Below are 21707 nucleotides of genomic sequence, written 5' to 3'. Positions count from 1 at the left end.
ACCGGCGGGTAAAGTGCGACTCTCACCTATCGGGTTGTGAGGTTCACGGAGCGTGGATACGTCCACTCGCGTCCCGCGGTCGACAGCCGCGGCCAGCCAGCGTGCGATCCGTGAGCGCATCAAGCAGCTGATCCTGGACGACGGTCTCAGCCCGGGCGATCCGATGCCGACCGAGTCAGACCTTATGGACCGCTTGGACGTGGGTCGGAACTCGCTGCGGGAGGCCCTCAAAGCGCTGCAGGCGGTCGGCATCGTGGAGATCCGGCACGGCTTCGGGACGTACGTGGGCCAGCTGGAGCTGGACGCGCTGGCTGACGGCCTCGCCTTTCGCGGCCAGCTGTCGTTGCGGACCGACCGGCAGGCGATCCGCGAGCTGGTCGAGGTCCGCAGCGCGCTGGAGGTCGGGCTGGTCCCGCAGGTGATCGCCGCCGCCGACCCGGCGAGCCTGGGCCGGGTCGAGGATGCCTTGCTGGAGATGGAGAAAGCCGCCGAGGGTGGGCACACCGCGCCGGACGCGGACCGCCGCTTTCACGACCATCTCTACGCACCGCTGCAAAACCGCCTGCTGGCCCAGTTGCTGGGCGCTTTCTGGCACGTCTATCACGAGCTCAGCCGGCAGTTCGGCGAGTTGGACAGCACCGCGACCGGCGTCGCCGCCGAACACCGCGAGATCTACGAAGCCGTAAGAGCGGCCGATATTCCCCGGGCGGTCGTCGCCACCGAGCAGCACTTCACCGGGATCCGCAACCGGATCGCGTAGGCCCCGTTTCGGCCCAGCCCGAATACCCTTGCGTGGCTCGGTGAACCTCCAGAAAGCTCCTTGCTGTCTCGATGGAAATGGGGAGCCGACATGAAAATCCGACACTTCGCGGCAGCGGTCACGGTCGTGGGCGCGCTGCTCGCCCTCGCGGCACCGGCCGCCGCCGCGAGCCAGCAGGTCGTCACCAAATGTGACCACTCGGTCTGCCTGGACCTCACTGTCAATATCACCGGTGCCGAGGACAACTGGACCGCCACGGCGTACATCGCCAAGGACGCCCTGCCCTATTACGGCCACTTTGCCATCAGCAGCACCAAAGGCGCGACGATCGTCGGCCCAGCGGGCGAAGGCCCGCCGCCGCTGACGGTCAGGGGTGTCGGCGTCACCACCGTCTGCGCCAAGGGCTGGAATGAGAAAACCCCGGTCGGTGAGATCTGCCAAAACACCTAACCGGCGGGTTAGCAGTGCAACGTTGGATTTTGTGCGTTGTATGTCCGTTGTATGTGTCGCTCCCATACTTCGCCCCATGGATGCTAAAACGAGGTCAATCAACCGTCGGCTCCTGGTCGGGCTAGCGACTTTCTGTCTCGTCGCGACACCGATTCCGGCCCGCGCCAGTCCTGCCTCCGACGACGGTCAGCCGAGTGCCTCTTCCTTGCTGGCCAAGACAAATAGCTGCCGGCAGGTATCGAACGGGACATATGTCAACCCGCAGATCGGCGGCCGCGTACCGATCTGTGGAGCCACCGGCGCCTTCTTCTGGTCGTCGAGCATGGCCGTGGACTGCGACGGCCAGGAGAGCGACGAATGCAACACCGGCACCGATCCCGACTTCCAGGATGACACGTCATTCCACGAGGCCGACGGGTCGCCATTGGATGCCGCGTCGCTGCCGTACGTCGTGGTGCCACTTCCGAGCAGTATCTGGAAATACACCACCGCTGGAATCCATGGCGGTGACATTCTCGCAGTTGTCTACAATGGACATGTCGAATACGCGGTCGTCGGGGACGAAGGTCCCAGCGGGCAGATTGGCGAGGCTTCGTACGCCACCGCGCAGGCCTTGGGCATTAATCCGGATCCCTCCAGTGGGGGAGCGGACAACGGAGTGACGTACATCGTCTTCCCTGGCTCGGCCACCTCGACCATTCAGAACCACGGCCAGGCCGTCGCCGCCGGTCGTACGCTCGCCCAGCAGTTCATCGATCACAACTGATCCTTGGGAGGCATTTTCATGCGTAGAATGACAAAAATCATGACGGTCGTGCTGCTCGCCGGCGCGCTGACAGTGACCGCGACTCCGGTGGCGGCGCTGGCCGCGACGGCCACTGTGGTTCAGCCGGCCACCGTTCGTACGGACATCGTGAGCATCGCGAACAGCGAGCTGGGGATCGGCGAGAACCCTCCCGGCAGCAACTGCACGAAATACGGTCCCTGTGAAGCGTGGTGCGCGCTCTTCGCCACCTGGGTCTGGCGGCAGGCCGGCATTTCCATTCCCCAGTATGACTTCACCGGTGATATCTATACCTGGGGCCAGGGCAAGGGGCGGGCGCATTCGACCAACACCGGAATGCAGCCCGGCGACATCGTCCTTTACGGAACCGGCCCGCAGAACACGGACACCAGTCTGCACACCGGAATCGTGGTGGCGGTCGGCACCGGCACCATCACCACTGTCGAAGGCAACTCCGACAACCAGGTCGAAAAGCACGGCCCGTTCGATCCGACGCATGCCCACGCCGCCGGCCGTCCGGGCAACATCTACGGCTGGGTCTCGGCCTCCTAGCCGAGTGATTCCTCATTGATCGTGCTCGACGTAGTGGCTGGGTGGTGGACGTGGCGAAGGGTATCGATGGCCGGTTTGTGAAGACTGACCTCGATACCCTTCTGACGGCACTGTACGTGTTCGTCGATGACCAGGTTGTCCGGTACTGGGGAGTCAAGCTCTACCTGGTCACCACCGCCCACGGCATGCCGATCACTTGGTGCCTGGCCAACCCCAAACTGGGCGAACGCGACGTCGCGATCGAACTGCTTGGCCAAGCCCGCGACCAACATCTACTCCCATTTCCGCACCCACACCGCTGACCTGGGCATCACCTTCGTCCGCCCTGACCGCAAAAACGAAAAGCATCGATTCGGCGACCCTGGCGGCATCCGCCAACTCATCGAGTCCGTCTTGACACCACCAAAGGCCAACTCTCCCTGGAACGACACGGCGCCCGAACCCCCGACAGCCTCCGCGCCCGCATCGGCCAACGACTCCTCGCCCTAGCTGGAGTTTCCGCCTTAGTAGACAGGGATGTGGGCCGCCGGGCGTGGTGGTGCCCGGCGGCCGGGTGGGTTTTCTATGCGGCGAGCTGGTTAATCCCGCGGATGGGTCTTCGTTCGCGGTCAACGTACGCGGGCGGTAGGAATTCAACAATTCCGTTGACGATGCGTACGTCCCAGCCGCCGTGGTGCACTAAACGATGGCACCGGTCGCACAGGAGCACGCAATTTTCAAGGCAAGTATGCCCACCATCAGCCCAGTGCTGCACGTGGTGCCCCCTCGTCCAGCGGGGTGGTCGACCGCATCGGGCGCAGCCTTTATCTCGCGCTATCAAGGCTTTGCGTAGGGCTGGTGTGATGAGTCGTTCGTTGCGTCCGACATCCAGCGGCACGCTGTCGCTGCCCAGCACCATCGGGATGATGTCCGCGTCACACGCCAGCCGGCGGACACCTTCTGGGGAGATGGGTGCGCCGCTGTGTGGGTAGGCGACTCCGAGGCGGTCTCGGAGCGTGTCCCAGTTGATGGTGATGGTGAGATGCGGCCGTTCGGCGCCTTGGGTGGGGAGTTTCGCGGAGTCCGCGATGAGATCCAACGCTTCCGCGAGCGCGTCCCCGTTGCGCTCGGACACTGACCGCTGATCAGGGGTGCCGTTCTCAGCGGGGCGGGGTTTGGCCAGCGGGCTGAGGATCTCACTGAACAGGGTCCCGGTCTCACCGTCGAAGGAGCCACTGAAGTTCAGTCGTCCGTCTGTCCCGGTGTGCAGGGATAGTTCGCGGCGTGGTTTCTCGTTTTCGTGTTCGGAGGGCGCGGGTCCGTCGGGGTCCAGGTGGTCATGGATGCGTCGCCCTACTTTGGCTAGGCCTGGTGCGGTGTACCGTTTCGCGTGCTCCACCAGGGACGCTTCAGCTTCCTCACGATCCCGGATGGTCACCCTGGCCGGGAGCCTGGTCACGACCCCAACAATGGTGTCGATTTGGGAGTCCGCGAGCTCCCCGCGGCGCATCGCCTCACTGGCGATGCTGAGTGTGGGTGCGAGTGTTTCCCCGGTCAGGGCTTGGCTGGGGCACAGGTTCAGGGCCCGCTTGTAGCGTCGGGATGCCTCTGTGGGGGACAGTCGAAGGAGGTCTTGCAGCATGCCCAGGGTGTTGCGGTGCCCGAGCGTCTTGCCGACGTTTCCCCGGTGGATCGCCGCGACAATGTCCAGCACCTCGACCTGCAGCAGCCGGACCGCTTTTTCTTTCTCCTGCAGCAGCTCACCGAGCTCGTCCGGGTCACACCTCCAGAGCTCTGGAGAGGTGACTTCGTCGCCGGCGGCCATGACATTAATTCTACCGCCGGCACCGACAGTTTGGTCGTGTACGGGTGATCAGGAAATGGATACTTTCACAATAATCCCAACGAAACATAGAGCGCGCGCGTTCAAGTCTTGCGAGCGAGAACGTTGGGGCTCCGAAGTAAAGGCTCAGTAGCGTAGAAGCGACACGCTACTAGCGCTCCTTGGTGTCCAAAACTCTGACGTTTGTCTTGAGTTTTGAGCCGGAGTAACGTCTCTTTTGCCCGTCCCATATTACCGGCAGATGGTCCTGACCAGCCATTTTTGGATGGCACGCCCGGTCGTCTAGGCAATCGGACTTCGGCGCGGCGGGTGGGGGCGGTCTGTCGATCATGACCGCAAGTCCCCCCGCGAGCCGGCTCAAGATCAAGTAGAGCTGCTGCCGCCGAACTAAGCCCCGCCACCTCGGCTGTCAGAGGCGAAGCCTCGCTGTTGTCCTGCGCCTGAAATTCGTTTAGAAAGTGCAGAATTCGTGTTAGGGCGAGAGTGGGGCGTCTGAAGGCTGAGTTGGTGCTGACTGAGGCTGAGCGGTTGGAGCTTGTTCGGTTGTCGCGGCGAGCGAAGTCGGGGCAGGCGTTGGCGTTTGCGGTGTCGGATTGTTTTGGCGTGTGCGGAAGGTCGGTCAAATACGCAGGTAGCGGCGGAGATTGGTGGGTCGCAGCCGACTGTGGGTAAGTGGCGGTCGCGGTTTGTGGAGTATCGGTTGGATGGGGTGGCCGATGAGCGGCGCCCGGGTCGGCCGCCGTCGATTTTGCTGGACAAGGTGGAGGAAGTTCTGGTCGCCACGTTGGAGCGGGAAAATCGACCTAACGCACCGGAGTCAGCTCAGCGTCCAACAGAAGCTCTCGTATCACCGAAATTTCCTCCGCGAGCAATGGAAGTTGAGGCGTCATCGTCTGAGGGCAGTCGATGATGCCGAGAAGATAGAGCGCCGCTTTGAAAGCTCCGAGCGCGCCAGCGGACCGTCCGATCCGGGCGGGGTCGGCGACGGTGATGATTCGGAAGAGCCGCAGCAGTCGTTCCTGTTCGGCGAGGGCGATTTCCCAGTTGTCATCGGTGGCCGCGTCGTAGAGAGCGACATAGCCGGCTGGGTCGACGTTGCCCAGGCCCGGTACGACTCCAGACGCGCCCATCCGCAGGGCGTTGTCCACGGTCAGCTCGGAGCCGGTCATGATCGAGGCGTTTTCCAAACCGGCGTCGGCGGCCATCGCGATCAGTGTTCGCAGTGAGCCGTCGTCGCCGCTGGAGTCTTTCACGCCGGCCACCGTCTCGTCCGCGAGCAGTCGCAGCACCAGGTCGGCGGGCAGCTTGCGGCCGACGGCGACGGGCAGGTCGTACGCGTAGACCCGCAGATCGCTGCTGCCGGCGATAGTCCGGAAGTGTCGCTCGATCTCGGCGGCGTTGATCCGGGCGTAGAACGGCGCGGTCGTCACCACCGCGGCGCAGCCGTATTTTTCCGCGTCCCGTACGTGATCGACGACCCGCATGGTCGTCATGTCGATGACACCGGCCAGCACCGGCACCGCACCAGCCACGCATCCGGTCACCACTTCGAGCACCCGTCGGCGCATCGCGTCCGGCAGAAAAGCCACCTCGCCGGTCGACCCGAGCGCGAGGACGGCCGTGCACCCGGCCGCAAGGAGGCTGCTGGTGAGCCGCTCCAGCGAGCGTACGTCCACCTCCTGATCGGCGGTCAGTGGCGTACAGAGCGGGGGTACGACCCCGGTGAGGTTGGCGGGCACCCGGCGTTCCCTTCCTGAGGATTAGACATGGGACATCCTATGTCTAGTCCTTAAGGGAAGCAATGGGCCGTATCGTGCAACCGGTTGTCCGTTGTCTGCGTCTTCTAGGAGTGAGTAGCGTCGCAATTGAATGTTGGGCACGTTTTCGGAGTCCCCGACGTTTGATCGTTTGCCGTTGCTCTTCCGACGGTGATGGAAATCTGCACGGGGGTGGAAATGTCGCATTCGGCGGGGCATGCGCAGCGTCGGCGGCGCGGCCTGTTAGTCGGCATTGTGGCCGGATTGATCACTATTTCGCTGCTGCTTTGTGGCGGTGGTTTTGTGATGACGCAATGGATTGCGCAACGAAAGAGTAATGGGCCGGTGACCAATCGCCCGAATAAGTCCACCGGAATCGCGAATCCGACATCGGTGAATGTCCCCCCCAGCGGTCCGTCACACGAAGTGACCTATCAGGTGACGACCGGAAAAGCCGGCGCCGGACTGCTGAACAAGGTCACGTACACGGACGGGAACGGCCAGGCGCGCGCTATCGCGCAGGTCTACACCTCGCCGTGGGCGATCACCGAGGACATCAGCGTCAGCGTCACTCGACACGTCAGCCTGTACGCGCACAGTGACCCAGCCAGCGGCAAAGATCTCCTCACCACCTGCACAATTTCCGTCGACGGACGCAAAGTTGTCACCAAGAGCGCTAAAACAGCGGTCACCTGCGACGCCGTTCTACCCTAAATCCGCGTGCAACCTGACCTCGCGGATGAGGTCGCCGTTGGCGGAGAGCTCGCGGACGGTGCCGTCGGGTTGCCAGCCAGCGGAGGCGTAGAAGGACTGTGACGCGGTGTCGCCGGACAGGACCCAGGTGACGGCGTGCTCGGCGCCGTCGGCGCGGGCCAGATCGACCACCGCGGCGAGCAGCCGGCTGCCATGCCCGCGGCGGCCCCACCGTGGCTCCACCACCAGCGCCGGAATGGCGACCGTGGTGGCCGGGTCATGCAACGCCGAGCCGTGCGGAACCTCGACATCGGCCGGGTCGGCCGGTGCGGCGGCGGCGAAACCGACGGTGGTCGGGTCGCCGTCGCCGACCCGTTCGTACGCGACCAGGACCCGGTGCGCGGCGGTCGGTGGCTGCCCGACCGCCTCGCTCCAGCGAGCCGTCGCCGCTTCTGCTTCGACCCCGTCGAGGGCGCCGTCGGGCAGCTGCTCGGCGTACGCGATGCGCCAGGTCTCCAGCTGGATCCGGGCGATCTCGGCAGCGTCCTGTTCCACGGCGGTACGCACCGCAACCTCGGCCATGGGCCCGAGGCTAGCTCAGCCGCCGGAAGACCTACCGAAGCGGCTCCACTTGCCGAAGCCGGAGAAACTGTCCGACGCCGGCGACCTTGATGAAAAGCCTTTCGTACGCACTGAAATCCGTGCGCATTTTCCTGCACGAGTCTTAAAGCGCCGCCGGTCGGGCGTAGCGGACCTCTTCGATCTCGGTGCCTGCGGCTCCGGCGACCAGGTCGGCGATCGGGAACAGCTGGCTGCCGCCGTCCGGGGCGAAGCCCATCCGCTCGTAGAACCGGCGAGCGGCCGCATTCTCGGTGAGCACCCACAGCACCACCGGATCCATCCGGCGGCTCGCCAGCACCTCGGTCGCGGTCTTCAGCAGCGCCGCTCCCATGCCGCCGCCTTGGTGTTTGGGCAGCACATAGAGGGCGTTGATCAGGCCAATGGCCACCGCGTCCTTGGACGGCTCCGGCTCGACTCCGGCGAGCGATGCCAGGTAAGGGCCGGATCGTACGAACCCGACCACCCGCCCGGCGCGCTCAGCGACCTGGACGACCTTCGCCAGCGCTTCGGGCTTGCGTGGCCAGCGAGCCCTGTACATCTTCGCGTCCGCGATCGGGTCGAGCGCGGCCAGCGCCTGCTCCGGCATGATCCCGGCGTACGCCTGCCGCCAGGTCGTGACCCGAATCTCGGCGACCGCGGCGGCGTCCCGGCGGACCGCTGGCCTGATGATGAAGTCGCTCACCCGTATAGCTCTACCAGCTCCGCCGCCGCCGCTTTCAGCCGATCCCGCAGCTCCGGTGGGTCGAGCACCTGCACGTCCGGGCCAAGTTGCAGCAGCTGGTGGACAGCGTGCGTGATCGACTCGGTGGGCAGCTCCGTACGCACCCAGCCGTCCGCGTCCGGCTCGGACATCTTCGCCCGGCCGGCCCGGCTGATGACCTGTCCCAGCAGGAAAAGCATCCGCTGGCCGTGCGGTGACAGCCGTACGGTCACGGTTTCCTTGTAGAGCAAGGCGGTCAGCTCGGCGTTCCGGGTCGACCAGTACGCCGCGAGGTCGAAGCCGGCCGGCCGCTCGAAGCTCTCGTCCAGCAGCGCTGCTTCCAGGATCCGGGACGCCCGGTACATCCGCGGCTCGCCATCCACCTGCGCGATCAGGTACCAGGTGCCGGCCTTCAGGACAATGCCGAGTGGTTCCAGGACGCGCTCGACGTCGGTACGGTTCCACCGCTCGTACCTCACCCGGATGCGAAACGAGTTCCACACCGCGTCCGCGACCAGTGCCAGCTGCGGCACGCTTTCGGCTTCGGTGAACCAGCCGGGCGCGTCCAGGTAGAAGCGCTCGGTCACCCGGTTCGCCCGCGACCGTAGTTCCGGCGGCAGCGCGGCCAGCACTTTCAGTTGCGCGGCCGCGAAAACCGTGCCGAGGCCAAGTTCGGCGGCCGGCCCCGGAATGCCGGCCAGGAACAGCGAGTCGGCCTCGTCGGGCGTCATGCCGGTCAGCCGGGTGTGATAGCCGTCGACCAGCTGGTAGCCGCCGGCCGGCCCGCGGTCGGCGTAGACCGGCACACCGGCCGCTGACAGGGACTCGACGTCTCGGTAGATCGTTCGTACGGACACTTCCAGTTCGGTGGCCAGCTCTGGCGCAGTCATCCGGCCGCGGTTCTGCAGGAGCAGCAGCAGGTGCAGGAGTCGGCTCGCGCGCATGGACCGTATTCTGCCGCGCATTCCTGTCACGGGATGGCAGGTACGGCTGGCAGGATGGCCGCCATGGCGCAACAGATCGACCGGCGGCAGGTGCTCGCGTACCGGATCGCGGTCCAGCAGCTGGACGGCAGTGGAACCGACCTGGCCCAGCTCGCGGTGCTCGACCTGGGGCTGCCGGACATCAACGGCACGGCGGCTCAGCTGGCCGCGTCCGTACGACTGCGCGGCGAGGCTGACTTTTCCACCCTCGAACGGGTGTGGTCGTTTCGCGGTTCCCCGTACTATCACCGGCCAGCTGACCTGCGAGAACTCGCCGGAGAGCTGTGGCCGCTGAGCGAGAGCGACGCCCAGCCGAGGCTGGGCTGGCAGCGCAAGCAGGTGACGTCCACCGGGACGAGCGCGCTGGACGCGCTGACCGAGGTCGCCGAGGCGATGTTCGTCGAGGTCTCCGGGGCGAAGCGGGCGCTGACCAAGGGCATGCTGAGCACCGCGGTGACGGCCCGGATCCGGCCGGAGCTGTCCTGGTGGTGCGCCGGGTGCAAGTCCACTCACGTGTCCGAGCAGTTGATGCGGCTCGGTGGGCTGCCGGCCGGGCTCCGGCTGGAGCCGGAGTCCAGTCCGCTGAACATCAGCGCCCTGCCTCGTTGGCCAGGCGTGCCGGCCAAGCCGCTCGGCGTGCAGCGGATCATCGACGCCTATCTCCGCTTGTACGGGCCAGCCGCACCCGCCGATGTCGCCGGCTATCTCGGCACTACGCGGACCGCGATCCTGCCGGCCTGGCCGACCGATCTGGTGCAGCTGGACGTGTCTGGGCGATCGGCTTGGCTGCCGGACCAGCTGGTTGATGTCGTACGGGCGGCAAAACCAGCGCCGCTGGTCCGGCTGCTCGGCGCCGGCGATCCGTATCTGCAGAGCCGCGACCGCGATGTGCTGGTGCCGGACAAGGTGGCGCAGAAAGCGATCTGGCGAATTCTCGGCAATCCCGGCGCGGTGCTGGTGGACGGCGAGATCGTCGGAACCTGGCGGGCGAAACAGGGCGGCAAGTCGCGTACTGACCTCACCGTCACCGAGTTCGGCGTCATCGATCCGGACGCTCGCGACGAAATCGCCGAAGAGGCACGCAGAATCACCGCGATGCGGGGTGTTCCGGACGTACGGGTCACGTACGTGGGCGGCTGACTCGACCTTGGCCGGCGGGAGGGGAGTGTCGTAGCCGGCGGGTACGGTGCCAGGGTGGCGGAGATGTCGGCAGGACAGGCGCGGCGGGTGGCGTTGGCGGCGCAGGGGTTTACCGACCCGCGGCCCAAGGGCGCCGCGGACCTGCGGGGGTTGCGGCGGGTGTTCGGGCGGATCGGGCTGATTCAGATCGACTCGGTGAATGTGCTCGTACGATCGCACTACTTGCCGCTGTTCAGCCGGCTTGGGGTGTACAAGCCGGAGTTGTTGGAGCGTGCCGCGTACGGTCGCCAGCGCGAACTTTTCGAGTATTGGGGCCATGTCGCGTCGCTGCTCCCGGTCACCACCCAGCCGTTGCTGCGCTGGCGGATGGAGCGGGCCGCCGTCGACTCGTGGGGGATGATCCGGCGGCTGCAGGAGGAGCGGCCCGGTTTCATCGAGGAAGTCAGGAAGATGGTCGCCGAGCTTGGCCCGGTGTCGGCCGGCGACATCGCTGAGCCGCGACAGCAGAAAGCCGGCCCGTGGTGGGACTGGGACGACACCAAAAGCGCGATGGAGTGGCTTTTCTACACCGGTGAGATCACCTGCTCGACCAGACGCGGCTTCGAGCGCGTGTACGACCTGACCGAGCGGGCGCTGCCACCGGAGGTCGTCGCGACCCCGACGCCGGAGCCGGCGCAGGCACATCGCGGTCTGATCAAGATCGCCGCGCACGCGCTCGGGGTGGCGACCGAGCCGGAGCTGCGAGACTACTTCCGGCAGAGCCCGGCGGACAGCAAGCGCGCGGTCGCCGAGCTGGTCGAGGCCGGCGAGCTCACCGAGGTCAGCGTTCAGGGCTGGTCGGCGCCGGCCTATCTCGACCCGGCGGCGAAAATCCCGCGCAAGGTGGACGCGACCGCGCTGCTGTCACCTTTTGATTCGCTGGTTTTCGAACGAAAGCGCACCGAGCGGATCTTCGGCTTCCGCTATCGGCTGGAAATCTACGTGCCAGCGCCAAAACGCGTCTACGGCTACTACGTCCTGCCGTTCCTGCGCGGTGAGTCGCTGGTCGCCCGGGTCGACCTCAAAGCCGATCGGCAGGGCAGTCTGCTCCGGGTGCCGGCGGTGCATTCGGAGATCGGTCACGACCTTGGCGGGATCTGCGAGGACCTGGCTGGTGAACTGCTGCGGCTGGCCGACTGGCTGGGCCTGTCCGGCGTCGCGCCACCGGTCGCCGGCGACCTCGCCAAACCGCTGAAAGCCGCGCTTAACAAGCAAAAATAACTTCAAGCCCACCATCGGCAATGGGTCGTACGGACAGCGAAGCGTGGTGCGCTTTTCGCGATGGCGGCGACGACTGCTGGGGGCTTTCGCGCACGGCAAGGGGTGGAGTTTCTGCTGTTACAGCGCCGACCACTGCGTGCCGAACCGGACCGACAACAGTGTGCCGCTGCTGGATCTGCCGCTGGCCGTCCTGACGGACCGTAGCTGCGCGTCCGCCTGCGACGCGTTCAGCGCGGCCGTGAAGGACCTCAAGCTCGGGACGCTGATCGGCAGTCGTACGGCCGGGACCCCGCGTTGGCGGCGGCGATAGGCCGTTCAGGTGCCCCATCGTCGGCTCGGCTGATGCGCCGCGCGTGTACCGTGAAAGCTGTTCGAACAGCAGCCGAGTGAGGAGACACCGCGGTGGCGGATGTGCTGGTACGGCCGGGGGAGTCGGCGACCGACGGTGACGGGCATTCGCACCAGCCGGCGCTGTCGTACGGCATCGGCGGCCCGCCGTGGGGCTGGCGGCTCGGCAGCACGGTGACCGGCCGTCGGGGATTGCCGGCGCTGATGGTGCGGCACTCGTGGCTGGCCCCGATGGCGGTGCTGTTCTGCATGCTCGCGTCAGTGGGTTGGGTGCTGTCCCACGACCCTGCGGACACCCAGCCCGACCCGTTCGGGCAGTGTTTGTTCCGGTCCCTGACCGGCCTGGACTGCCCAGGCTGCGGTGGCACCCGGATGGTGTGGTATTTGCTGCACGGCCAGATCGTCCAGGCCGCCCGCTTCCACCTTTTCGCGCTGGTGTCGATCCCGATCGTCGTTTACGCGTACGTGGCCTGGGCGGCGAAGCGGATGTTCGGCTGGCGGATTCCGACCTGGCGGCCGGGCAACCGGTTCTGGATCGGCTTCGCGGTGGTGGGCATCCTCTACCTGGTGGTCCGCAACCTGCCTTTCGAGCCGTTCCTTTACTTCCGGGTCTGAGCTTTCCCCTTCTCGACCCAGAAATCCGGCGGTGGTTCGGCCCCCGAGAGACCGAGATCGGGCCGAACCACCGCCGTGGTTTTGTTTCGCTATTTCTCCAGCTGGACCTCAGTGGCGGATCCAACCGGGCTTTCGGTGAAGACCTTCTGGGTGGAGACGGTCGCGGGCGCGTCCGGAGCGCGGACGACGCGTACGTTGCCGCTCAGCGAGCGCAGCCGCAGGGACAACTCCGGGCGGCCGCTCGCCGGTTTGTCGGTGACGGGGAGTTCGCTGGACGCCCGGCCGCTCATCGCGGTGGCGTCGATGAAAACGCCGACGCCGGCCGGTACGCCGACGGTGATGTTGCCGGACGCGGCCTGGACGGAGACCTCGCCGGCGTACGCGCGCTCGATCTCGATCGCACCGGACGCGGCGGTGATCTTCGCGCCGGCCCGGATGGCTTCGATGCGGATCCGGCCGCTGGCGCAGTTCGCGATGAGGGGACCGCCGGCGTCGCCGACCCGCAGGTCGCCGCTGCCGCTGTGATAGCGCAGCCGGCCGTGGATCTGGTCCACCTCGACGTTGCCGCTGCCGCATTCGACGTTCACGTCACCGGTCGCGGTCTCGATGACCGTGTCGCCGGCGCCGGAGCGGCTGTGCACGTCTCGCAGCACGCCGACCGTGCGCAGGTCGGCACTGTGCACCCGGCTCTCCACCGAGCTGCCGCGCGGCGCGGTGACCGTCACCCGCAGCCGTACCGGCCGGCGCATGAAGCCGCTGCGGTCGGGGGACTGGATGCTGATGAGATCGCCATGCTGCTCGACGGTGGTGCGGCCGATCACCTCGGCGGCCCGGTCGTCGCTGCCGGACATCGCCTGGATGTCGACCGTGGTCTTGGTGACGTCAGCCGTAGTCACCGTGATGTCACCTGCCGCCAAGCGGATGGTGAGGCGGGTCGGGCGTGGGGTATCGAACTCGTACACGAGGAAGCTCCTTGGAGTGAGAGAAGGTCGGTCAGCCCTGGGCGAAGCCGGTGATCCGGTTCGACTTGTGTGCCGGTTTGCTCCAGTTGTCCCAGTCGCTGTGGCGGTGCGACTCGGGCTTCCAGGAGCGGACGGCGCGGACGATCCAGGCGTTGACGCTCATGCCCTCGCTCGCCGCGGCCTGCTCGACATGGCTTTTGATCTGTTCGGGCATCCGCAAGGTGAAGCGGGCCGAGTAGCTCTCGTTCGGGTCGGGCTCGGGATCGGCCGTCCGGTCAGCGGCCTGCGGCGCCTCGGCCGGCGGGGTCACCACCATTTCGACCTCCCGGCCGCGGATGCGTACCTGCACCTCGGCGGGGTAGTCGTTGGCGGCGAGGCCGGCGGTCACGTCCTCGGCGGCATCGGACAGGACCTCGATGAGGCCCAGCCGGGCGGCTGAGTCGACCGCCTTGGCCAGCAACTCGCCGGCCTTCGCGATCTCGGGGTTTCCGGTATGGGCGACCGCGACGAGCTCGCGGCGAAGGTTGTCGATGTGAATGTTCAGGTCCATGACGCCATCATGACACCATCTATGACGCCACGCAAGAGGTGATGGTGTCGGATCTGGTGTCAGGTGATGTCGGGTACCGCGTCGCAGCTGCTTCGGCGTTGCGCTTCAGGGCCCGCAGGCAGCCCTTGTACAGTCGGATGACCGCCTTTCCCTGCCGTACGCGGCGGTCATCCATCTCCCGTCACAGCGGGACCGAGCACTCGCCGGAGTCATCTGTGTCCAACGAACCAGCGGGCCCCACCCTCGTCCAGCCGCGGGTCGAGGTCATCGCGTACACCCACTTCGAGCCGCCCGCCGACGTGCCGTGGGAGACCGACGCGGACGGTGGCGAGGCGCTCGCCGAGTTCGCCGGCCGGGCCTGTTACCAGTCGTGGAAGAAGCCGAACCCGTCGACCGCGACCAACGCCGGCTACCTGACGCACATCCTCAACGTCGGGCACCTGTCCGTCCTTGAGCACGGCACCGTGACGTTCTATATGACCGGCGTGTCGCGGTCCTTCACCCACGAGCTGATCCGGCACCGGCACTTCTCGTACAGCCAGCTGTCCCAGCGGTACGTGCCCGAGCGCGACGCCGCGATGGTCGAGCCGGACGTGATCGCCGACGACCCCGAACTGCACGCGAAGTTCGTCGCCGCCGCCGAAGCCAGCCTCACCGCGTACACGGAGCTGCTGGAAGGCCTGGAAAAGAAGTTCGCGGACGTACAGAACGCGACCCTTCGCCGCAAGCAGGCCCGCCAGGCCGCCCGCGCGGTGCTGCCCAACGCCACCGAGACCAGGATCGTGGTGACCGGCAACTACCGCGCCTGGCGGCACTTCATCGGCATGCGCGCGAGCGAACACGCCGACGTGGAGATCCGCGCGATCGCCATCGACTGCCTGCGTGAGCTGCAGCGAGTCGCCCCCAACGTGTTCGCCGACTTCACCATCGGCACCCTCGCCGACGGCACCGAGGTGGCCCACAGTCCCCTTGTTGCGGAGAGCTGACCGACCGCTCAACTCAGGGTGAGAAAACTGCCGGAAAATTTGTTGCAACAGGTGTAACGCCGCAGGCACCCCCTGCGATGTTCGTAGTGAGCCTCGTGACGTTTCGGACCCCCGACCGGCGCGTCACGGGGCGTTTTCTGTCCGCTGAAGAGCGCGGACATCGACGCTCCTGTTATTGCCCTGGGGGCCAAGCCCCCAGACCCCGGCCGGGGGCAAGCCCCCGGACCCCCGTTTTGCTCCTTGCGTCGGGTCGTTGGTGCGGTTGGGAGTGGACGAGCTACGGATGGTTCACCACATCTGCGGTTGGGTGTTCGGGTGGTTCGTTGTCCGACTTTCGGTGCGTCGCGGGGCGTTTTCTGTCCGCTGAAGAGCGCGGACATCGACGCTCCTGTTATTGCCCTGGGGGCCAAGCCCCCAGACCCCGGCCGGGCGCGCAGGACCGAGTGTCCCGAAGAGGGTTCCGGTGGTTGCGGTGAGGAAAGTGATGCGGGTCCTTATGGACGTTTCTGCTGCCGGGTGGCGTGGGGGCGTCCGATAGCCTGCAGGGTTATGAGGACCACTAAGGACCCCACCCGGCCGTTCGGCCGGGCGCTGACGGCGATGGTCACGCCGATGAAGCCTGATGGCGGCGTCGACGTCGACGGCGTCCAGCGGCTCGCGACCCACCTGGTCGACAGCGGGGGCAACGACGGCCTGGTGATCAATGGCACCACCGGGGAGTATCCGACTCTTTCGGATCCGGAAAAGGAAATCGTGCTGCGGGCCGCGGTGGAGGCCGTGGGCGACCGCGCCACCGTGATCGCCGGCGCCGGCAATAACGACACCCGGCATACGCTCGAAGTCATCGCGACCGCTGAGAAAGCCGGTGTGCACGGCCTGCTGCTGGTCAGCCCGTACTACAACAAGCCACCGCAGGAAGGGCTCTACCAGCACTTCGTGACGGCTGCGAACTCGTCCGACCTGCCGGTGATGCTCTACGACATCCCCGGGCGTACGGGCGTGCCGATCGACACCGAGACGCTCGTACGGCTGGCCGAGCATCCGCGAATTCTCGCCGTGAAGGACGCCAAGGGCGACCTCGCGTCGGCCTCGTGGGTGATGGCGCGTACGAACCTGGCCTACTACTCCGGCGAGGACATGCTTAACCTGCCGCTCTACAGCGTCGGCGCGGTGGGGCACGTGTCGGTCGTCGGGCATGTTGTCGGTGCGCGGCTGCGCGCCATGTTGGACGCGTACGAAGCCGGCGATGTCGCCACCGCGACCCGGCTGCACCACGGCCTGCTGCCGGTCTACACCGGCATTTTTCGTACGCAGGGCGTCATTTTGACCAAGGCCGCGCTGCGGCTGCTGGGACTGCCAGCCGGACCAGTCCGGCTGCCCCTTGTTGATGCGACCGACGAACAGGTCGCCGTACTGATCGAAGACTTGGTGGCGGGCGGAGTCGCGCTGCCGGAGAAGGCGGGCGCGTGAAAGCGGAAAATCCTCAGGTCGCTGGCACCGGACGGCGCGAACAGCCGTCCGCACCACCGGCGCTGCCAGACGGCGCGCTGCGGATCGTGCCACTGGGTGGGCTCGGTGCCATCGGTCGGAACATGACCGTGTTCGAGTACGGCGGCAAGCTGCTGATCGTCGACTGTGGTGTGCTTTTCCCGGAGGCGGACCAGCCCGGTGTCGACCTGATCCTGCCGGACTTCTCGGCGATCGAGCACCGGCTCGACGACGTCGAGGCCGTCGTGCTCACCCACGGCCACGAGGACCACATCGGTGGCGTCCCGTATTTGCTGCGGCTGAAGTCCGACATTCCGTTGATCGGCTCCCGGTTCACCCTCGCGCTGATCGAGGCGAAGCTGCGTGAGCACCGCATCCAGCCGTACTCGATGACGGTGAAGGAAGGCGACACCGAGCAGCTCGGCGAATTCTCCTGCGAGTTTTTCGCGGTCAACCACTCGATTCCGGACGCGCTGGCCGTTGCTATTCGTACGCCCGCGGGTGTCGTCCTGCACACCGGCGACTTCAAGATGGACCAGTTGCCGCTGGACGGCCGGCTGACCGACATCGGCGGTTTCGCTCGCCTGGGTGCCGAAGGTGTCGACCTGCTGCTGTCCGACTCGACCAACGCCGAGGTTCCGGGTTTTGTTACGCCGGAACGCAAAATCGGGCCGGTGTTGGACGACGTGTTCCGGTCGGCGAAAGGCCGGATCGTGGTCGCGTCTTTCGCGAGCCACGTACACCGGGTGCAGCAGGTTCTCGACGTCGCCGCCGCGCACCATCGCCGGGTCGCTTTTGTCGGCCGGTCGATGGTACGCAACATGGGGGTGGCTCGTGACCTTGGATTGTTGCGAATCCCGGGAAATCTGATGGTGCCGCTGGACGAGGCGGCGACTTTGCCCGGCAACCAAGTGGTTTTCATGTCGACGGGTTCACAGGGCGAGCCGATGAGCGCGCTCGGGCGGATGGCGTCCGGAGATCACCGGCACATCACGATCCAGTCGGACGACACCGTCGTACTGGCGTCGAGTTTGGTGCCAGGCAACGAGACCGCGGTCTACCGAGTGATCAACGGGCTGTCTCGGCTCGGCGCCACGGTGATTCACAAAGAGGTCGCCATGGTGCACGTGTCCGGCCACGCGCCGGCCGGTGAGCTGCTCTACCTGTTGAACGTGACCCGGCCGAGCAACGTGATGCCGGTGCACGGCGAGTGGCGGCACTTGCGGGCACACGCCCGGTTGGCCGTGCTTTCCGGCGTACCAGCCGAAAACGTCGTGCTCGCCGAGGACGGCGACGTGGTCGACCTGATCGACGGCGTGGCTCGGTTGACCGGCCACCTCGACAACCGGTATGTGTACGTCGATGGACTGCACGTCGGCGATGTCGGCGAGTCCTCGCTGACCGAGCGGCGGATTCTGGGCGACGAGGGTTTCATCGCGGTCACCGTCGTTGTCGACTCGGTCACCGGCAAGGTCGTCGGCGGTCCTTTCGTGAACGGCAAGGGATTCTCCGACGACCCGGCCGCTTTCGAGCCGGTCCTGGCGCTCATTACCGAGGCACTCGACCGGGCCGCGCAGGATGAGGTCAGCGATCCGCACCAACTCCAGCAAATCGTCCGCCGGATCGCCGGAAAATGGGTCTCGGACAAGTACCGCCGCCGCCCGATGATCATCCCGACGGTCCTGGAGGTCTGACCCACCTTCTCGTCCGCAACGCCCCGTTACTTGCGCCAGCCGCAAGCAGCGGGGCGTTGCGGACGTCCGGGGTGGAGGCTACGTCCAGGGGCTGACGCCGCGGATGTGGTCGGGCTTGATGCGTACGACGTAGCCGGCGGGCGGGGTTTCGTCGCCGGGCGGCCACTTCGAGCCCTGGCCCATATAGACCTGCGCGAACCGCTGCAGGAGTTCGGCGGCGCCACCTTCGGTGATGGTCGCGGTGCCCTCGATCACCAGGTAGTTGTCCAGGCCGTGCTCGTTCTTCCCGCCGATTTCCAGCGAAAGCGACACTCGCGGGTCGCGCTGGAGGTTCCGCAACTTCTTGTACAGCCCGAAATGCGCACTGACGATCTCGTCGCCGTCGGTGCCGATCCAGATGACCGTGACCTGCGGGCTGCCGTCTTCGTTGAGCGTCACCATATGGGCCAGATGGCCGGCGTTCAGAACCTCTTTCAGAGGGTCAGTCAGAAGTGTCATGGCTGCGCCAACGCTGATCCGCGGTGATCTTGTTCCCCCCTGTCGTACGACAGGGGGAAGGTGGGGTTGGGACGGATGAGGGGGATGACACGGGTGGTAAAGGGGTGGTAGGTGGGAAGCCAACCGGTAGCGTGGAGCCCATGCCTACCCGAGCCAGCTCGACCGCCGCCCGTGGGCGTACCGGCGGTACGGCCGGCACCCGCGTCGGCGGGCGCGGTGGTTCGACCCGCTCATCCGGTACGCGTGCCGCTGCCGGCCAGCCGCGCGGGTCCCAGTCGCGCGGGTCATCGTCCGGTCGGCGCGCGCCGGCCAAAACGGCCAACCGGCGGTCAACGCCCGCACCGCCGCAACAGGGCGTGTTGCTGGCGATCGTGGTTGGCATCGGCCAGCTCATCGGCGGCATCTGGATGCTGTTGGCGCGTACGGTCGGCTGGCTGGCCCGTGCGGTGTTCCGGCAGGCCGCCACCGCGCGCGAGCTGGATCCCGCGCATCGCCGGGACGGCGCCGGGTTCGCGCTGCTCGCGCTGGCCATCCTGTGCGGCGCCAGCATCTGGTTCGCCACCGCGGGTCCGGTCGGCGCGATCATCGCGCTCGGCCTGCACACGGTGATCGGCGCGGCCGCGATGGCGGTGCCGGTGCTGCTCGCGGCGGCCGGGATCAAGCTGCTGCGGCAGGCGCCGGAAGAGGGCACTGCCGGCCGCGGCGTGGTCGGCTGGACCGCGCTGGCCATCGGCGTGCTCGGGCTGATGCACCTGATCGCCGGCTCGCCGGACAAGCTGGAGCTGCGCCAACACGCTGGCGGCATGGTTGGCGTCTTCACCGGCGGACTGCTGGCCAAAGCGGTCACCGGGTGGGTCGCCGCGCCGGTGCTCACCCTGCTGTCGATTTTCGGGGTCCTGGTGGTCACCGCGACGCCGATCAACACCATCCCGGCCCGCGTTCGGGCGCTGCGCGACTGGTTGTCCGGCCACGACGGCGAGGACGACGACGAGGACGAGAACTACCACGACGACGAGGACAGCCAGGAGACCGAGGCGCTGGACGCCGACGCCCTGCGTGCCGCGGTGGCCGCCGAGACCGCCGCCGAGGCACCCCGTCGTCGTACGTCCCGCCGCCGGCAGGGCGCGCTCTCCAAGGACCCGGACGTTTTCGACGTGGACGGCGAGGCCACGCTGGCCCGCGCCGCCGCCGACGCGGCCGCCGTGACCGGCGAAGCGGTGCCGGCCGAGATTGCGGCCGCTGCCCCGGCGGTCGTGCCCACTCCGCGTACGCGCAAGCCCGAGCCGCCGGCGCACTCGCCGGTGCCGACCCGGGCCGAGCAACTCGCGCTGACCGCGGGGGAGGGCGACTACCGGCTGCCGCCGCCGAACATGCTCAAGGCCGGCCCGCCCGGCAAGACCCGCAGCAAGGCCAACGACACCGTTATCGAAAGCCTGACCACGGTTTTCGAGCAGTTCAATGTGGACGCGGCGGTCACCGGCTTCACCCGCGGCCCGACGGTGACCCGCTACGAGATCGAGCTCGGTCCGGCCGTCAAGGTCGAGCGGATCACCGCGCTGTCCCGGAACATCGCGCTGTCGGTGAAGAGCCCGGACGTACGGATCATCAGCCCGATCCCGGGAAAAAGCGCGGTCGGCGTCGAGATTCCCAACACCGACCGGGAAGATGTCAACGTCGGCGACGTTTTGCGCAGCAACACGGCAACACGGGACCACCATCCGATGCTTGTCGGCCTGGGCAAGGACATCGAGGGCGGGTATGTCGTCGCCAACCTGGCGAAGATGCCGCACATCCTGATCGCCGGCGCGACCGGCGCCGGCAAGTCGGTCTGCATCAACACGCTGCTGGTGTCGATCCTGTCGCGGGCTACCCCGGACGAGGTCCGGATGGTGTTGATCGACCCGAAGCGGGTCGAGCTGACCTCGTACGAGGGGGTGCCGCACCTCGTCACTCCGATCATCACCAGCCCGAAGAAGGCCGCCGACGCCCTGCAGTGGGTGGTCCGCGAGATGGACATGCGGTACGAGGACCTCGCGGCCTCCGGAGTACGGCACGTCGACGACTTCAACCGCAAGGTCCGCAGCGGCGAGATCACCGCTCCACTGGGCAGCGAGCGGGTCTATCGCCCGTACCCGTATCTGCTGGTCATCGTGGACGAGCTGGCCGACCTGATGATGGTCGCGCCACGCGATGTCGAGGACTCGATCGTGCGGATCACCCAGCTCGCCCGGGCCGCCGGCATCCACCTCGTACTGGCGACCCAGCGGCCGTCCGTCGACGTGGTGACCGGTCTGATCAAGGCGAACGTGCCATCCCGGCTGGCGTTTTCCACGTCGTCGCTGGCGGACTCGCGCGTCATCCTGGACCAGCCCGGTGCGGAGAAGTTGATTGGCCGCGGCGATGGTCTTTTCCTGCCGATGGGCGCAAGCAAGGCGATGCGGCTGCAGGGTGCCTGGGTCAGCGAGCAGGAAATCACCGACGTTGTCGAGTTCTGCAAGAACCAGCGCGATCCGGAGTTCCGCGAGGACGTGACGGCGCCGGCCAAGGTGAAGAAGGAAGTCGACGAGGACATCGGCGACGACCTCGACGTGTTGTTGCAGGCCGTGGAGTTGGTGGTGTCCACTCAGTTCGGCTCCACCTCGATGCTGCAGCGCAAGCTGCGGGTCGGGTTCGCCAAGGCGGGCCGGCTGATGGACCTGATGGAGAGCCGCGGCATCGTCGGCCCGAGCGAGGGCTCCAAAGCCCGCGACGTACTCGTCAAACCCGACGAGCTGGCCGGCATGATGGCGATCCTGCGGGGCGAGCCCGCCGAATCATCGGATGTGTCGGAACCGTAAACATCCGATGTCTGGCACTTGACCGTGCAAGGTGTTACTTTCCGTCACGGCCGTTTCACTCGTACGAGTCGGCCGCCGGATGACCGTCAGTTGTTATTCTGTTGCCGAAAGGTCTGTACCGCACAGGTAAAAGCAATCCAGATCGCACAGAAATGGTTTTCCGCTACGTTCCGTTGCGGCACGGCAACAATGTGGCGCTAAGTAGCT

Annotated in this window: 22 protein-coding genes and 2 pseudogenes; 16 read left to right on the top strand and 8 right to left on the bottom strand. The window is 66.7% G+C overall.

Translation table 11 applies throughout. The annotated features are described in order from the left end of the window. The first annotated feature begins 52 nt into the window (after positions 1 to 52). The 6 genes and pseudogenes from ABD301_RS16495 to ABD301_RS42440 form a co-directional block, all read left to right on the top strand. The gene (locus ABD301_RS16495; protein ID WP_279583050.1) at positions 53 to 760 is read left to right on the top strand and encodes a FadR/GntR family transcriptional regulator; all 708 of its coding nucleotides are present in this window, start codon (positions 53 to 55) and stop codon (positions 758 to 760) included. 90 nt (positions 761 to 850) lie between these two features. Beyond that, positions 851 to 1210 (top strand): hypothetical protein, encoded by a 360-nt coding sequence (locus tag ABD301_RS16490; RefSeq protein WP_344311175.1) that lies wholly within the window; start codon positions 851 to 853, stop codon positions 1208 to 1210. Between the two features lie 76 nt (positions 1211 to 1286). Then, positions 1287 to 1976 (top strand): glycoside hydrolase family 75 protein, encoded by a 690-nt coding sequence (locus tag ABD301_RS16485; protein WP_163573328.1) that lies wholly within the window; start codon positions 1287 to 1289, stop codon positions 1974 to 1976. Positions 1977 to 2003: 27 nt separating this feature from the next. Then, complete coding sequence (locus ABD301_RS16480) at positions 2004 to 2546, top strand: CHAP domain-containing protein (protein ID WP_344311174.1); 543 nt, start codon at positions 2004 to 2006, stop codon at positions 2544 to 2546. A 143-nt stretch (positions 2547 to 2689) separates the two neighbouring features. Further along, positions 2690 to 2812, top strand: a pseudogene (locus ABD301_RS42445) (IS982 family transposase); the annotation flags it as partial. A 31-nt stretch (positions 2813 to 2843) separates the two neighbouring features. Continuing rightward, positions 2844 to 3037, top strand: a pseudogene (locus ABD301_RS42440) (IS982 family transposase); the annotation flags it as partial. A gap of 71 nt (positions 3038 to 3108) precedes the next feature. On the opposite strand, the gene ABD301_RS16470 reads toward ABD301_RS42440, so the two are convergent. Further along, positions 3109 to 4350: an HNH endonuclease gene (locus ABD301_RS16470; protein WP_344311172.1), complete on the bottom strand. Its 1242-nt coding sequence runs from the start codon at positions 4348 to 4350 to the stop codon at positions 3109 to 3111. A 553-nt stretch (positions 4351 to 4903) separates the two neighbouring features. Here ABD301_RS16470 and ABD301_RS42435 point away from each other — a divergent pair. Beyond that, a complete protein-coding gene (locus ABD301_RS42435; RefSeq protein ID WP_425551953.1) occupies positions 4904 to 5278 on the top strand; it encodes a helix-turn-helix domain-containing protein in 375 nt (124 codons plus the stop codon). Here the strand turns inward: ABD301_RS42435 and ABD301_RS16465 are convergent. After that, complete coding sequence (locus ABD301_RS16465; RefSeq protein ID WP_344311171.1) at positions 5172 to 6107, bottom strand: dihydrodipicolinate synthase family protein; 936 nt, start codon at positions 6105 to 6107, stop codon at positions 5172 to 5174. The genes ABD301_RS42435 and ABD301_RS16465 overlap by 107 nt on opposite strands. Before the next feature lie 189 nt (positions 6108 to 6296). Between ABD301_RS16465 and ABD301_RS16460 the strand changes: the two genes are divergently transcribed. Next, positions 6297 to 6839 carry a hypothetical protein gene (locus tag ABD301_RS16460; RefSeq protein WP_344311170.1) on the top strand — a complete coding sequence of 181 codons (543 nt, stop codon included), beginning with the start codon at positions 6297 to 6299 and terminating at the stop codon, positions 6837 to 6839. Here ABD301_RS16460 and ABD301_RS16455 read toward each other — a convergent pair. From ABD301_RS16455 to ABD301_RS16445, 3 genes are all read right to left on the bottom strand, one after another. Continuing rightward, on the bottom strand, positions 6831 to 7400 hold the full coding sequence (locus ABD301_RS16455; RefSeq protein WP_163573320.1) for a GNAT family N-acetyltransferase: 570 nt from the start codon (positions 7398 to 7400) through the stop codon (positions 6831 to 6833). The two genes, ABD301_RS16460 and ABD301_RS16455, sit on opposite strands and share 9 nt — an antisense overlap. A gap of 142 nt (positions 7401 to 7542) precedes the next feature. After that, positions 7543 to 8121, bottom strand: coding sequence for a GNAT family N-acetyltransferase (locus ABD301_RS16450; RefSeq protein ID WP_344311169.1), 579 nt, complete (start codon positions 8119 to 8121; stop codon positions 7543 to 7545). Beyond that, on the bottom strand, positions 8118 to 9083 hold the full coding sequence (locus ABD301_RS16445) for a helix-turn-helix transcriptional regulator (protein ID WP_344311168.1): 966 nt from the start codon (positions 9081 to 9083) through the stop codon (positions 8118 to 8120). The genes ABD301_RS16450 and ABD301_RS16445 overlap by 4 nt, the downstream gene beginning before the upstream one ends. 63 nt (positions 9084 to 9146) lie before the next feature. Between ABD301_RS16445 and ABD301_RS16440 the strand changes: the two genes are divergently transcribed. From ABD301_RS16440 to ABD301_RS16425, 4 genes are all read left to right on the top strand, one after another. Continuing rightward, positions 9147 to 10262, top strand: coding sequence for a DNA glycosylase AlkZ-like family protein (locus ABD301_RS16440; RefSeq protein WP_344311167.1), 1116 nt, complete (start codon positions 9147 to 9149; stop codon positions 10260 to 10262). Between the two features lie 63 nt (positions 10263 to 10325). After that, positions 10326 to 11522, top strand: coding sequence for a winged helix-turn-helix domain-containing protein (locus ABD301_RS16435; protein WP_344311166.1), 1197 nt, complete (start codon positions 10326 to 10328; stop codon positions 11520 to 11522). A 43-nt stretch (positions 11523 to 11565) separates the two neighbouring features. Beyond that, positions 11566 to 11832, top strand: a complete 267-nt coding sequence (locus ABD301_RS16430; RefSeq protein ID WP_279583044.1) for a S41 family peptidase — start codon at positions 11566 to 11568, stop codon at positions 11830 to 11832. 92 nt (positions 11833 to 11924) lie between these two features. Next, positions 11925 to 12485 carry a DUF2752 domain-containing protein gene (locus ABD301_RS16425; RefSeq protein ID WP_344311165.1) on the top strand — a complete coding sequence of 187 codons (561 nt, stop codon included), beginning with the start codon at positions 11925 to 11927 and terminating at the stop codon, positions 12483 to 12485. 89 nt (positions 12486 to 12574) lie between these two features. On the opposite strand, the gene ABD301_RS16420 is transcribed toward ABD301_RS16425, so the two are convergent. Beyond that, the gene (locus ABD301_RS16420) at positions 12575 to 13447 is read right to left on the bottom strand and encodes a DUF4097 family beta strand repeat-containing protein (RefSeq protein ID WP_344311164.1); all 873 of its coding nucleotides are present in this window, start codon (positions 13445 to 13447) and stop codon (positions 12575 to 12577) included. A gap of 31 nt (positions 13448 to 13478) precedes the next feature. After that, on the bottom strand, positions 13479 to 13997 hold the full coding sequence (locus ABD301_RS16415; RefSeq protein ID WP_163573317.1) for a toxin-antitoxin system HicB family antitoxin: 519 nt from the start codon (positions 13995 to 13997) through the stop codon (positions 13479 to 13481). Positions 13998 to 14212: 215 nt separating this feature from the next. On the opposite strand from ABD301_RS16415, the gene thyX reads away from it, so the two are divergent. The 3 genes from thyX (at position 14213) to ABD301_RS16400 (ending at position 18165) form a co-directional block, all read left to right on the top strand. Further along, positions 14213 to 14983 carry an FAD-dependent thymidylate synthase gene (thyX, locus tag ABD301_RS16410; RefSeq protein ID WP_344311163.1) on the top strand — a complete coding sequence of 257 codons (771 nt, stop codon included), beginning with the start codon at positions 14213 to 14215 and terminating at the stop codon, positions 14981 to 14983. Between the two features lie 549 nt (positions 14984 to 15532). Next, the gene (gene dapA / locus ABD301_RS16405) at positions 15533 to 16453 is read left to right on the top strand and encodes a 4-hydroxy-tetrahydrodipicolinate synthase (protein WP_344311162.1); all 921 of its coding nucleotides are present in this window, start codon (positions 15533 to 15535) and stop codon (positions 16451 to 16453) included. Then, positions 16450 to 18165 (top strand): ribonuclease J, encoded by a 1716-nt coding sequence (locus tag ABD301_RS16400; RefSeq protein WP_344311161.1) that lies wholly within the window; start codon positions 16450 to 16452, stop codon positions 18163 to 18165. The genes dapA and ABD301_RS16400 overlap by 4 nt, the downstream gene beginning before the upstream one ends. Positions 18166 to 18243: 78 nt before the next feature. Here ABD301_RS16400 and ABD301_RS16395 read toward each other — a convergent pair whose 3' ends face one another. Further along, positions 18244 to 18663, bottom strand: coding sequence for a PPOX class F420-dependent oxidoreductase (locus ABD301_RS16395; protein ID WP_163573316.1), 420 nt, complete (start codon positions 18661 to 18663; stop codon positions 18244 to 18246). A 140-nt stretch (positions 18664 to 18803) separates the two neighbouring features. On the opposite strand from ABD301_RS16395, the gene ABD301_RS16390 reads away from it, so the two are divergent. Further along, complete coding sequence (locus ABD301_RS16390) at positions 18804 to 21500, top strand: FtsK/SpoIIIE family DNA translocase (RefSeq protein WP_344311160.1); 2697 nt, start codon at positions 18804 to 18806, stop codon at positions 21498 to 21500. Positions 21501 to 21707: the final 207 nt, after the last annotated feature.

This window comes from Fodinicola feengrottensis (assembly GCF_039530045.1).
Classification (GTDB): domain Bacteria; phylum Actinomycetota; class Actinomycetes; order Mycobacteriales; family HKI-0501; genus Fodinicola; species Fodinicola feengrottensis.
This window is presented reverse-complemented; position numbering and strand designations above follow the sequence as displayed.

What these genes read in the sequence shown, in the direction of transcription:
- ABD301_RS16490 (WP_344311175.1), top strand. Translation starts at nt 851, where the DNA reads ATGAAAATCCGACACTTCGCGGCAGCGGTCACGGTCGTGGGCGCGCTG.
- ABD301_RS16485 (WP_163573328.1), top strand. Translation starts at nt 1,287, where the DNA reads ATGGATGCTAAAACGAGGTCAATCAACCGTCGGCTCCTGGTCGGGCTA.
- ABD301_RS16480 (WP_344311174.1), top strand. Translation starts at nt 2,004, where the DNA reads ATGACAAAAATCATGACGGTCGTGCTGCTCGCCGGCGCGCTGACAGTG.
- ABD301_RS16470 (WP_344311172.1), bottom strand. Translation starts at nt 4,350, where the DNA reads ATGGCCGCCGGCGACGAAGTCACCTCTCCAGAGCTCTGGAGGTGTGAC.
- ABD301_RS16455 (WP_163573320.1), bottom strand. Translation starts at nt 7,400, where the DNA reads ATGGCCGAGGTTGCGGTGCGTACCGCCGTGGAACAGGACGCTGCCGAG.
- ABD301_RS16445 (WP_344311168.1), bottom strand. Translation starts at nt 9,083, where the DNA reads ATGCGCGCGAGCCGACTCCTGCACCTGCTGCTGCTCCTGCAGAACCGC.
- ABD301_RS16440 (WP_344311167.1), top strand. Translation starts at nt 9,147, where the DNA reads ATGGCGCAACAGATCGACCGGCGGCAGGTGCTCGCGTACCGGATCGCG.
- ABD301_RS16435 (WP_344311166.1), top strand. Translation starts at nt 10,326, where the DNA reads ATGTCGGCAGGACAGGCGCGGCGGGTGGCGTTGGCGGCGCAGGGGTTT.
- ABD301_RS16415 (WP_163573317.1), bottom strand. Translation starts at nt 13,997, where the DNA reads ATGGACCTGAACATTCACATCGACAACCTTCGCCGCGAGCTCGTCGCG.
- dapA (WP_344311162.1), top strand. Translation starts at nt 15,533, where the DNA reads ATGAGGACCACTAAGGACCCCACCCGGCCGTTCGGCCGGGCGCTGACG.
- ABD301_RS16395 (WP_163573316.1), bottom strand. Translation starts at nt 18,663, where the DNA reads ATGACACTTCTGACTGACCCTCTGAAAGAGGTTCTGAACGCCGGCCAT.
- ABD301_RS16390 (WP_344311160.1), top strand. Translation starts at nt 18,804, where the DNA reads ATGCCTACCCGAGCCAGCTCGACCGCCGCCCGTGGGCGTACCGGCGGT.